We start from the raw sequence: 11,352 nt of genomic DNA on the forward strand, positions 1-11,352 counted from the left end.
GTGCCATAGCGGAAACCAGGCAGGTGAGTTTACACAAGGTTCGGAACACTATCAAAGGAGAACGAAATGTCGTTTGTCGAATCCCTTTTCGGGCTGCAGGGCAAGGTGGTCGTCGTCACAGGCGGTGGCGGGGCACTGCCTTCTTCTATGGCTATCGCATTTGCAAAGGCAGGAGCCAAGGTTGCGCTGTGGGGGCGCGGCACCCATCACCCTATGAGCGAGGCAGCGGATGAGGTTAAAAAGCATGCGGGCTTGCCTGCCGAGAGCAGGCAGGTTTTCGGCATTACGGTAGATACCGCATCGACGGACGCTTGCGAAAATGCCTTCGATGAAACAGTGCATAGCCTTGGTATGCCGGATATTCTTCTCAATGGCGTAGGCGGCAACATGGGACGAAGCAGCTTTGTCGACTTCGATGAAAAGGTGTTTGAGGAAGTGCTGCGACTCAACCTCATGGCGGGGCTTATGGTTCCTTCGCGGGTATTCGCGAGGCGCTGGATTAATGCCGGTATCAAAGGCTCGATGATCAACATGACATCGATGGCCAGTTACAGGGGGCTTTCTGCTGTATGGGCATACGACGCCGCAAAAGCGGGCGTGCTCAACCTTACTCAGGCGCTTGCAAAAGAGCTCGCACCATACGGAATTCGGGTGAATGCAGTTGCTCCGGGATTTTTCGTGGGCAACCAGAACAGGGCGCTTCTTTTCGATGAGAAGACCGGCGAGCTTACCCCAAGGGGAAAAGCGATTATTTCGCGCACACCTTTTGGGCGCTTCGGAGAATTCGAAGAACTATGGGGAGCCGTTCTCTATCTGGCGAGCGAGAAATCGGCAGGCTTTGTCACGGGGGTGAGTATCCCGGTGGATGGCGGATATTTGAGCGACAATATTTAGCTCTTAGTGCTCCGAAGCTTGTGCCGACTTTTAGGAAGGAGGAAACATGGCCCATTTTATCGACGAGAATTTTCTTTTAAAGAATGAGACAGCAAAGCGCTTCTTTTTTGGTACTGCGAAAGACTTGCCGATTATTGACTATCATTGTCATCTTTCGCCGAAGGCTATTGCCGAAGACAAGCCCTTCGATGACATTGCCCGCATGTGGCTTGAAGGGGATCATTACAAGTGGCGAATTATGCGTGCGAATGGAACCCCCGAATCGCTCTGCGCTGGAGATGGCCCTTGGGAGGAGAAGTTTGTTGCCTATGCAAGCGCGCTTACGAAAGCTGCAGGCAACCCCTTGCAGCAGTGGTCGCACCTGGAGCTTCGGCGAATTTTTGGCATATCGGAGGTGCTGACTCCGCACAATGCACTGAAAATTAGGGAAGAGGCGAACCGCGTCCTCGCGACTAAGAAAATCAGCCCTCGCTCGCTCCTTGAGCAATTCAATGTAAAGGTGATCTGCACAACTGATGATCCAATCGATGATTTGCACTGGCACAAGGCAATCGCGGATGAACAGCGCGCCGGTTCTGCTTTTCAGACAAAAGTGCTGCCTGCATTCAGACCCGACAAGGCTATGAATACCGCCGACATCGCGGCATGGAATACCTATGTCGATGCGCTTGGCAAATCAGCGGGGATTGAAATTGGCTCATATGCTGCACTTGCCGAAGCGCTCGCACGCAGACATGCATATTTCCATGCAATGGGGTGCCGGCTCTCGGATCATGCGCTTCTCGTGCCGGTTTTTATGCCAGCTTCCGAAAGCGAACTCGATGCAATTGTGCAGCGCGCGCGAAACGGAACCGTTCTGTCAGCCAGTGAACAGGCAAAACTCATGACAGCAGTGCTTTCACACCTGGCTCGCTTGAATGCGCAAAAGAACTGGACAATGCAGCTGCACATCGGTGCTCTCAGAAATGTGAATCATCAGCTGTTCAAGGCATTCGGCCCCGATGTTGGAGGTGATTGTACTTCCGATGAGCCGATTATAGCCCCTCTGGCCGCATTTCTCGGAGCGCTCGATAGTGAGAGGAAATTACCGAAAACCATTCTTTATTCGCTCGACCCTGCAAAGAACAACCCGCTTGTGGCGCTTGCTGTCAGCTTTACGGGTGCATCCCCATTTGAAAGCGGCGCAAAGGGCTCCAGCCGGGCTTCGGGAACAATGCAAGTGCAAGTGCCCGGCAAAGTGCAAGTTGGCGCTGCCTGGTGGTTCAACGATCAGAAAGACGGCATGGAACGGCACCTCAAAGAATATGCGTCGGTAGGGCTTCTCGGGGCATGGGTTGGCATGCTGACCGATTCGCGCTCGTTCATGTCGTTCCCGCGGCATGAATATTTCCGCAGACTCCTCTGCAACACAATCGGCGAATGGGTCGAAGCTGGCGAATTGCCCGATGATCCCCTGTACACTGAATCCGTGGTGCGAGCCATCTGCTGGGAGAATGCGGCGAGCTATTTCGGAATGCTCTAGGATTCAGGTAGATGTAAAAAAGTAAAGGCAAAAAAGCGCCCGTGCAGCCGAACCCGAAAGGGCCAGTCGCATGGGCTCATTTTTTGGTGTCTTTCTGAGCGTACCTTTCTTCGGGACCTTTTCTTTAAAGATCTTTCTTCAGGCGCCGTACCCGCTCACTTCTCGGTTTCCGTCATGCCGGCGATGAACTGCTTCTGCATGATCACGACAACAAGAACAGGCGGCAGCATCGCAAGCAACGTCGTAGCCATGGCTATCTGCCACTCGATCTGCACGTCAGCACCAGACATCATTCGGTTGATACCGATGAGCAGAGTATAGAACTCGGGCTTTGTCGTAATAAGGAGCGGCCACAAATATTGGTTCCATCCATAAATGAACTGAATGACGAACATGGCCGCGACAGGCGTACGGGTCATGGGAACCAGAATATGGCTGAAAAATTCCATTGGAGTGGCGCCATCGATTTGCGACGCTTCGGCGATTTCGCGCGGTATCGACATGAAAAACTGCCGGAAAAGGAATACCGCCGTTGCGGACACAATCATCGGCAGGATAAGGCCGGCATATGTGTTGAGCATGCCCAGGTCTGATATAACCTTGTAGGTCGGCATGATACGCACTTCGACCGGCAGCATCAGCGTAATGAAGATAGTCCAGAAGCAGAAGTTGCGCAGCGGAAACTTGAAGTAGACGATCGCGAACGCCGCCATGAGCGAAACTACAATCTTGCCGATGGAAATGCCCAGCGCCATGATGAGCGAGTTTTTCATCATGGTGAGAACAGGCGTGCCCATGTTCTTTGTTCCTTCGAACAAGGCTTGCCGGTAATTCTCAATAAGATGCGGCCCAATATTGAGCGGCATAGGCGCGGCAAGTATTTCCGCGCTTGTGTGCGAGGAAGCCGAAAAGATAAAGTAGATGGGGAATACGATTATTGCGATGCCAATCCATAGCATGATATGCGGGAATGTCCTGCGGATGAGTTTTGCGCGATGAGCGGCTTTGTTGCTGTTGTGTGTCAGTTCTGCCATTTTTTCTTCTCCTCCGCCTCAGTAGGTGACTCGCCGCTCGATGAAGCGGAACTGGAACACCGTGAGCAAGATAACCATGATCATCAGGATGACAGACTGTGCTGCAGAACTGCCGAGATCCAGATTGATGACACCATCACGCCAAACTTTGTAGACGAGAATTCCGGTCGATTTACCGGGCGCTCCCTGAGTAATTTGATGGATGATCGGGAATGTCTCGAAAAATCCATACACAAGGTTCATAACAAGCAGATAGAAAGTTGTCGGCGAAAGCATCGGGAATATGATCTTCCAGAAGCGGGTGGAAGGACTCGCTCCATCGATCTCTGCTGCCTCGATGAGGGTCGCGGGTACGCTCTGCAGCCCGGCCAGGAAAAACACAAAGTTATATGCCAGCTGCTTCCATGTTGCAGCAAGCGTAAGTAATAAAAATGCCTGGTTAAAATTCAGAAGGTACTGCCAGTCAACATGGAATGTGTGTTTTAGCATATATGCGATGACGCCGACATTCGGGTTGAACATGAACAGCCAAATGGCGCCGGCGACAAGTGTTGACACTGCATACGGCCAGATCAGCATGGTTTTATAGAACGATGCGAACCGGATTTTCTTGTTCGCCTGTATGGCGAGGAAAAGCGAAATCGTCATGGCACCGACAGTGATGCAGACCGCAAACGCGGTAGATACAGTAAATGATTGCCAGTAATCAGGGTCGGCAAGAAGTCTCGAATAATTCTGAAAGCCGACGAAAATCATCCTGCCGCCGAATGGATCCTGTAGATAGAAGGATTGAAGGATGGCTTGTGCCGCAGGCCAGAAAAAGAAAATGAACACAATGACCATCTGCGGCAGCACGAGAATGTAGGGCAAAATCGGCGCTTTGAACTCATATTGCTTGGACATAGCGATTCCTGGTGTAAAGATTCTGTAACATGATAGTATACGAACTGCTCAGATCAGGTGCAATCCTCTGCATTGCCTTATCTGAAAAAGGCCGCCGGGTGGCGGCCTTCGAGATTCACCTTGACCATTGCTAACCCCCGGCGCTTTCTGAAAAACACCGGGGGAAGCTATTGTTTATTTATACAGCTTTTCGAATTCGCGCAAGGTCTTGTTGCCATCGCGAACCATCTTGTCAAGGCCGTCCTTCACCGAGATCTTGCCGGCAAGAATGTCTTCCCACACCTGGTCTTCGATTTCGCGGATAATCTGGAAGTTGCCAAATCTGATACCCATTGAGTTCGCGGTCGGTGCCTTGTTTAGAAGCTGCTTGATTGCGACTTCGAGGCCCGGGTTGGTTTTGTAGTACCCTTCCGATTTTGTCAGCTCATATGCGGCATTCGTGATGGGCAGATAACCGGTTTCCTTGTGCCAGAGCGATTGGATTTCAGGTTGAGAAATGAAGTTAAAGAACTCGGCAACGCCCTTGTATTCAGCCTGGGGTCTTCCGTTGAATACCCAGAGGGATGCGCCGCCGATAATTGAGTTCTGCGGAGCACCGGGGACATCGGGATAGTAAGGCAAGCGTGCCACACCAAATTCAAACTTGCAGTTCGCTTTCATGTTGCCATAGCCGCCGATCGATTCGAAGTGGAGTCCAACGCGGCCTGACGTAAAGAGCGGGTTTGCCTTGTTCTCGCGGCCGCCATAAATGAACACGCCAGTCTTGGAAAGATCGTACATGTTCTGGAAGTGGCGGACGTGGATCGGGCTATTGAATACAAGCTGGGTGTCGAGGCCATCAAAGCCGTTGCTGCGGGTGCCGAAGGGCAGATTGTGCCATGCGGAGAAGTTTTCGAGCTGGATCCAGCTGATCCAGTTGGTAGTGAATCCGCCTTCCATGCCGGACGCTTTCAGCTTCTTAGCTACCTCGAAGAATTCAGGCCATGTGACAGGCGGCTTCTCCGGATCGAGCCCGGCTTTGCGGAATGCATCCTTGTTGTAGTACATGACCGCGGTCGAGCTGTTGAATGGCATGGACAGCATTCTGCCATCCGAAGTCGAATAGTAGGACTTGATGGTCGGAATGTACATGTTCGGATCCCACTTCATGTTGTTTTCCGCCATGAGCTGGTAGACGGGTTTTATCGCATTCTTTGCGGCCATCATAGTGGCGGTGCCGACTTCATAGACCTGGATTATGGCAGGCGGGTTGCCTGCACGGAATGCGGCAATGCCTGCATTCATGGTGTCGACATAGGAGCCTTTGTAGACAGGGACTACTTTGTAGTCTTTCTGACTCGCATTGAACTTATCAGCAATGACTTGCACCATTTCACCGTTATGACCGGTCATGGCATGCCAGAACTCGACGGTTGTCTGGGCATATGCCCCGACAGCCATGAGGAGAACGGCCATCAAGAGAATGACTCGTTTCATTACTTTGCCTCCAGGATTCTGTATGATTTGCCGGATGAACTCCCGGCATATATTACATGAGATAGTTTACAGCCGCTTTGCTAAGCGCGCAATAGAAAGCTGCGAAAAATTTATTAAAGGTGGCCAGCAACTTGCTTCAGCCCTTCGTCCGGGAAATCCGTGATAATCCCTGTCACGCCCCATTGGATGAGCCGCTTCATATCTGCGGGGTCGTTTACTGTCCATGGCAGAACGCCAAAGCCAGCTGCACGCACGGTCCTCACCGTCGCTTCATCGAGGTACTTGGCATTGGGATTGAGCGCTACCGCTCCGATCTCTTTGAGCACGGAGACAGGATCTTCAATTGGCTTGTCAATGAGGGCAGCAACAGCGATCTCAGGAGCCGTTTTTTTCATTCGACGCAGATATTCATGGTTGAATGAAGAAACAAGCACCGAAGGAACCATATCGAGCTCTCTGATAAGAGCCGCAGTTTTCTCTACAATCCATGCGTCACACGCAAAGCCGGTGGCGTCTTTTATTTCGATATTTACGCGCCAGCCAAGGCGCTTAGTGAGCTCGAGCGCTTCACGGAGCGTGGGAATCTGCAAGCCGGCAAATGCCTGGAGCTCTTTGGCAGCGACTCTGCCCGATTTAATTTGCTTGAACGGATCGGTCAACGCATACCATGAACCCGCATCGAGCGACTTCAGCTCCGCAAGAGAAAAATCGTATACGGTCCAGGGCGACCGCTTCGGAAAGATCGATGCTGCATTTGTGGTTCGAACAAGCGTGTTGTCGTGAATGACGACAAGTTCTCCCTCGCTCGAGGCAGCGACATCGAGCTCCCACATATCAGCCCCGGCATCGAAGCCTTTCTGGGCTGAAACAAGCGTATTTTCCGGGGCTATCCCGCGGAATCCGCGATGAGCGATCACAAGAGGTCGAGATGTCTGCATGATGATCTTCTCCATGGAAAGATTTGCTTGCATCGGCCGGTCAGGTTGCGCAAACGAAACGCTTGCGAACGAGAGCAGAAAAGCCAGAATACAGGCGATGCAATGCTTCATGAGCTTGATTGTAGAGCTTCTGGCTTTTTCGGGCAAGCCGAGGTACGTCAGGCTTGTATAGCAAAGCCATTGAATATTAGGATGCTGAACGGAGAATGAAATGATAGCAGGCGATGGCAATGGAGCGCGCAAGTGGGCAATGCTCTCTTCTCGAAAAGTGTATGAATGCAATGTCTTCAGCGTTTTTGAAAGAGAAAGCCGCGGGCCGGATGGTCGCGTTGGCCGTTTTGCGGTGATGGAGGCGAAGGACTGGGCTGTGGTTGTTCCCTATGTGCGCACCGAGAATGGCACGTCTTTTTTGATGGTGCGGCAGTATCGGCATGGCGCGGATGAGGTGAGCCTTGAGTTCCCGGGCGGTGTCGTGGAGCCTGGAGAAGAACCGGCACATGCAGCAGCCCGCGAGCTTGCGGAAGAAACAGGCTGGGTTTCTGCACGAATTTTGCATGCGGGAACGGTGTTTCCCAATCCAGCGATTCAGGATAATCACTTTCATGTTTTTGTCGCTCTTGATCCGGAGCCGAAAGTGACACGAAATCTGGATTCAAACGAAATCATCGATGCGCATCTCATGCCTGCGGATGAAATACGGCAGAAAATGGGAACGGGCGAGCTGCGGCATGCTTTGATGGTGACTGCGCTGTTCCTTGCTGATAAATGCGTTGCAGCGCTCGACGAAAAGCCTGCACGGCAAGCCGAGAGCTGAAAGCCTGATTATTCTTTGCTGTATATATCATTTCCTCGCGCGTCGATGGCTATGATCACCGGCAATGTTTCCAAAGTCGCGGCGCGTACCGCTTCCATTCCCAAATCTTCGAACTGAATAATGCTGAGCGATCGAATATGGTGCGCAGCGTTGAGCGCGGCAGCACCACCTATAGCTGCGCAGTACACGCCCTGGTGCGCTATGATTGCCTTTTTTGCTTCTGCGCCGCGGCTTCCTTTTGCGATGGTCACCACGGAGCCGCCCGCGTTCATGAATGGTTCAAGATAACTGTCCATTCTCGATGCAGTAGTGGGCCCGAATGCTCCTGTTGCATGCCCCGGCTTGGCCTCAGTCGGTCCAGCATAAAAAACAGGCAAGCCCAGAAACCAGTCAGGCAAATGCTTTTCTTTCTCCAGAATTTTGAGGAGCCTGGCATGAGCGGCATCGCGCGCGACGATTACCGGCCCGGACAAAGTTACAATAGTACCAGCATCGAAGGACCGAAGCTGAGCAAGCCAGTCCTGGCTGCTTTTTGATAGTTCGATATGCGGCGCTGCATCGAAGACATCCTTTCTTAGTGTTTCGAAGCTTGGGTACGAGTCTTTTGCATAATGAGCCAGTTTCTGTATAGCCCATCCTTTGGGGCCTGCGATGACAGCTATATGCCGGTTCGCGGCACAGGAGACTGCCACAGCGAGCGGCAGATTGGCTGCGTGGCGTGAAAGCCTGATTGCTCGAGTCGCAGCAGCGAGATGAACACCGCCCCACTGTGCTCCTATACCGCTTTCCTTCGCAATCTCGAGCATTTTTTCTTCCCAGAATCTGTCCCTCAGCGGCGTGCCATCGTCGCCAGCCGACTGTGGCAGGTTGTCGAGCAATCCGAGCGCGGCGAGCTCAGCAGCATACAGAGTCTCGCTTGGGCTTGTTCCTCCGAGGACCATCGCAATGGTGTATGGTGGGCATCCCGAAGGGCCAAGCGATTGAATTCGCTTGCGCAGCGTTTCCTCAAGCCGGTCCTGCCTCAATATCGCAGGGCTTTCCATAGTGAGCGATGTGCGCGAGGTCGATCCGCCCCCTTTTGCGACGAATACAAGCGCGAGCGAATCACCGCGGACAGAGCGTATCTGAATGCCAGCCGGCAAATTATCCCTTGTGTTGCGCTCCTCGATCATCGATATCGGCCCCAACTGCGAATTACGAAGGCTTTCCTGGGCATATGCTTCAGCAGTGCCCCCGGCGAGCAAATCTTCGATCTCTTCATTATGTACAATATCGACCTGGTCGCCTCGCCAGCCATACACAAGAGCTGTGCCTGTATCCTGACAAATCGGATACGTACCTTTTGCAGCGATACGCGCATTTTCCAGACGGCTTTCTGCGACAAATTTTTCATTCACAGAAGATTCAGGGCTCTCCAAAACAGCAGAGAAAGCCGCCAGCTGGGACCTGGGCATCTTATAGTCGATGCGCGAAAATGCAAGCTTTGCACATTCACGGATGGATTCAGGCTCTAGAATGATGCGGCCATTCGCCTGCAGAGGCCGAGGCAAGGCCAGAGGCTCGAACTCGCTTTCTGGACCGAACGAAATAAATTGCTCTATGGAAACATGCGGCATGGCTTTTGGCTCCATTTATGAGCGTTTGGCTCTATGCCAGAGGCGCATTGGCACTCTGCCAATCGAAATAGCCTTGGCAGGGCACACTTCATGGCAGCAAAAGCAGGTAATGCAGAGTTTGTCGTCGATTCGCACGATATGGGTTTTGTTTTTCGAATCGAGGGCGAGCGCGTTTGCAGGGCATATCTGCACACAGGCTCCACAACCAATGCATTTGTCTGTATGAAAAACAGGGCGGAGGCGGATGAGAGAGCCGGCGAAGGCGCGCATCGCATTCGGAATTGCGCCTAGTTTTCGACCGAGCTCGCTGTGATACGGCAAAAGCTCGAAACCCTCGTGCGATACGTCCTGCACCGAGAGCGGCGATATGGCAGGCTCAATTATCGCTTCGCTCTGGAGTGTTCTCCGCAATCCATCGGCGAGGTAAGGAATGAGCGCCGGGTCATATCCGACGCAGCGCGCCGCGATCCAGTCGAGTTTTGCAATGCTCTGCGATGCCAGTACAATTCCGAGGGAATACGGCGTGCCTGAACCCGGCCCTTCACCCTGCATCGCTACAATGCCATCCATGAACGTGAAACATCGCGGAATCGAGAGGGCGAGATCTACGAGCATTTCGCCAAATTCCATTACTCCGGGATATTGCATGTGCATTGCGCTTTTTGCAGTGCCGGGGATGAGGCCGAAAAGGTTTTTCATCGCGCCGGTGTAGGTCATGAGCCTGTGGTTCTTCAGTTTTGGTAAGTTGATGACAATATCGACATGCTCGAGCCATGTGGTCAGCGGTATGTTGCGCAGCCTTTTGCCATGATTGACTGCATGAGGAGACGCTTCGCGAAAATCGACCCATTTGCCGCCATTTTGCTTCACAGCGTCATAAATACCGGATGTTTTCGCCGCAAGCGCGCCAGGTTGCCAGCCGGGGGAATCTCCCACGAGCACTTCCTTTGCTCCCTGCGACAGAGCGAAACGAATGACGGCACCGACAAATTCAGGGTGTGTGGTTACTGCTTTTGCTGCAGGCGAGGCATTCAAGACATTCGGCTTTACAAGAATCGTTGCTCCGCGTACATCAGGGAAACCGGCAATCTCAGCGGCTTGCGCAATTATCGCGTCCAGTTTTGTTCTGTCATAGTCCTCACAGCGAAGCAGGGCTACATCAGCATGCGTTGCATCCATCAGGTATTTTCCTTAATTCCGTTTATTTAGCCCAGTATATGAGATACGCGCAAGGTCATCAAGGCGACGCAGGAAAAAGTAATGCTTGCAAAGTTGCAGCAAATGCTCATATAATGCGATATATTCTTGTGGAGAGGGTACCGCGCAGAATGGCTATACGACTTGATCGCAACAACTGGGTGTATTACATCGGAAGGGGATCGAATCTCCGCATACTATTGTTTTCGATTGGGTGCATGCTGTTTTTGCTTGGGTCGAGTTTCAGGCCTGCTCCAGGGCCTCTTTCAGCCCGCGGAGGCTCCGATGCCACTCCTTTCGCTGCGAGCGAAGATATTGTCATGCCCGAGCCGGAAGACAAGCTCGTCAAATATACAGTGTATGAAGTAAAAAGGGGCGACACCCTTTCGGGAATCGCAGCACAGTTTGATGTATCACTCGATACGCTTATAAGCATTAACGCCTTTACTTCTGCCAAAGCGCTTAAGCCCGGCCAGCTGCTCAAAGTGCCCAATCAGTCGGGTATCGTGCACATCCCGACCAAGGATGCGACCGTGCAGGAAATTGCAGCTGCTTACAATATAAGCGCTGACAGAATTATCGATGCGAATGGACTGCTGACAGAGAATATTCATGCCGGAAGGCCTCTTTTTCTTCCTGACGTGCGGCTTCCAGCAGCCCAATTGCGGGAAATTGCAGGCACCCTTTTCAGATGGCCGGTAAGTGGCCGCATAACATCCTGGTTCGGGTGGCGCAAAGATCCGTTTACGGGCCGCCGCTCATTCCATAATGCGATTTATATTGCCGCTCCCTATGGCTCACCGATCAAGGCTCCCATGGATGGCAGGGTAATCGAAACCGGATATTCGCCGATTTTGGGGAAATATGTGATGATGTCCCATTCAGGCGGGTGGAAAACGCTCTATGGTCACATGTCTGAAATTGTGGTGCAGGAAGGCCAGTATGTGTCGCAGGGCAG

General features: G+C 52.4%; 10 protein-coding genes. 4 read left to right on the top strand and 6 right to left on the bottom strand.

The window, feature by feature from the left end:
• The first annotated feature begins 66 nt into the window (after positions 1-66).
• Both GAP13_RS09105 and uxaC read left to right on the top strand, forming a co-directional pair.
• Positions 67-894: an SDR family oxidoreductase gene (locus GAP13_RS09105; RefSeq protein WP_158908018.1), complete on the top strand. Its 828-nt coding sequence runs from the start codon at positions 67-69 to the stop codon at positions 892-894.
• A 46-nt stretch (positions 895-940) separates the two neighbouring features.
• The gene (gene uxaC / locus GAP13_RS09110) at positions 941-2,416 is read left to right on the top strand and encodes a glucuronate isomerase (protein WP_158908019.1); all 1,476 of its coding nucleotides are present in this window, start codon (positions 941-943) and stop codon (positions 2,414-2,416) included.
• Positions 2,417-2,571: 155 nt separating this feature from the next.
• On the opposite strand, the gene ugpE is transcribed toward uxaC, so the two are convergent.
• The 4 genes from ugpE to GAP13_RS09130 form a co-directional block, all read right to left on the bottom strand.
• Positions 2,572-3,450: a sn-glycerol-3-phosphate ABC transporter permease UgpE gene (ugpE, locus tag GAP13_RS09115; RefSeq protein WP_158908020.1), complete on the bottom strand. Its 879-nt coding sequence runs from the start codon at positions 3,448-3,450 to the stop codon at positions 2,572-2,574.
• An 18-nt stretch (positions 3,451-3,468) separates the two neighbouring features.
• Entirely contained in the window at positions 3,469-4,353 is an 885-nt protein-coding gene (locus GAP13_RS09120; RefSeq protein WP_158908021.1) for an ABC transporter permease subunit, read from the bottom strand.
• A gap of 174 nt (positions 4,354-4,527) precedes the next feature.
• Positions 4,528-5,829, bottom strand: a complete 1,302-nt coding sequence (ugpB, locus tag GAP13_RS09125) for a sn-glycerol-3-phosphate ABC transporter substrate-binding protein UgpB (protein ID WP_158908022.1) — start codon at positions 5,827-5,829, stop codon at positions 4,528-4,530.
• Between the two features lie 113 nt (positions 5,830-5,942).
• Positions 5,943-6,878: a glycerophosphodiester phosphodiesterase gene (locus GAP13_RS09130; RefSeq protein WP_222126188.1), complete on the bottom strand. Its 936-nt coding sequence runs from the start codon at positions 6,876-6,878 to the stop codon at positions 5,943-5,945.
• Positions 6,879-6,978: 100 nt separating this feature from the next.
• Between GAP13_RS09130 and GAP13_RS09135 the strand changes: the two genes are divergently transcribed.
• Complete coding sequence (locus GAP13_RS09135; protein WP_158908023.1) at positions 6,979-7,581, top strand: NUDIX hydrolase; 603 nt, start codon at positions 6,979-6,981, stop codon at positions 7,579-7,581.
• An 8-nt stretch (positions 7,582-7,589) separates the two neighbouring features.
• Here the strand turns inward: GAP13_RS09135 and GAP13_RS09140 are convergent, their stop codons facing one another.
• Positions 7,590-9,197 (bottom strand): fumarate hydratase, encoded by a 1,608-nt coding sequence (locus GAP13_RS09140; protein ID WP_158908024.1) that lies wholly within the window; start codon positions 9,195-9,197, stop codon positions 7,590-7,592.
• 15 nt (positions 9,198-9,212) lie between these two features.
• Positions 9,213-10,376: a DUF362 domain-containing protein gene (locus GAP13_RS09145; RefSeq protein ID WP_158908025.1), complete on the bottom strand. Its 1,164-nt coding sequence runs from the start codon at positions 10,374-10,376 to the stop codon at positions 9,213-9,215.
• 149 nt (positions 10,377-10,525) lie between these two features.
• Between GAP13_RS09145 and GAP13_RS09150 the strand changes: the two genes are divergently transcribed.
• Positions 10,526-11,352: LysM peptidoglycan-binding domain-containing protein (locus tag GAP13_RS09150; protein ID WP_158908026.1), on the top strand; the 827-nt coding region annotated here is incomplete at its 3' end.

Source organism: Rectinema subterraneum, assembly GCA_009768935.1.
Lineage (GTDB): Bacteria > Spirochaetota > Spirochaetia > Treponematales > Rectinemataceae > Rectinema > Rectinema subterraneum.

Bases quoted from the DNA above. Each gene is read 5' to 3' on its own strand.
- GAP13_RS09105 (WP_158908018.1), top strand. From the start codon at position 67: ATGTCGTTTGTCGAATCCCTTTTCGGGCTGCAGGGCAAGGTGGTCGTC.
- uxaC (WP_158908019.1), top strand. From the start codon at position 941: ATGGCCCATTTTATCGACGAGAATTTTCTTTTAAAGAATGAGACAGCA.
- ugpE (WP_158908020.1), bottom strand. From the start codon at position 3,450: ATGGCAGAACTGACACACAACAGCAACAAAGCCGCTCATCGCGCAAAA.
- GAP13_RS09120 (WP_158908021.1), bottom strand. From the start codon at position 4,353: ATGTCCAAGCAATATGAGTTCAAAGCGCCGATTTTGCCCTACATTCTC.
- ugpB (WP_158908022.1), bottom strand. From the start codon at position 5,829: ATGAAACGAGTCATTCTCTTGATGGCCGTTCTCCTCATGGCTGTCGGG.
- GAP13_RS09130 (WP_222126188.1), bottom strand. From the start codon at position 6,878: ATGAAGCATTGCATCGCCTGTATTCTGGCTTTTCTGCTCTCGTTCGCA.
- GAP13_RS09135 (WP_158908023.1), top strand. From the start codon at position 6,979: ATGATAGCAGGCGATGGCAATGGAGCGCGCAAGTGGGCAATGCTCTCT.
- GAP13_RS09140 (WP_158908024.1), bottom strand. From the start codon at position 9,197: ATGCCGCATGTTTCCATAGAGCAATTTATTTCGTTCGGTCCAGAAAGC.
- GAP13_RS09145 (WP_158908025.1), bottom strand. From the start codon at position 10,376: ATGGATGCAACGCATGCTGATGTAGCCCTGCTTCGCTGTGAGGACTAT.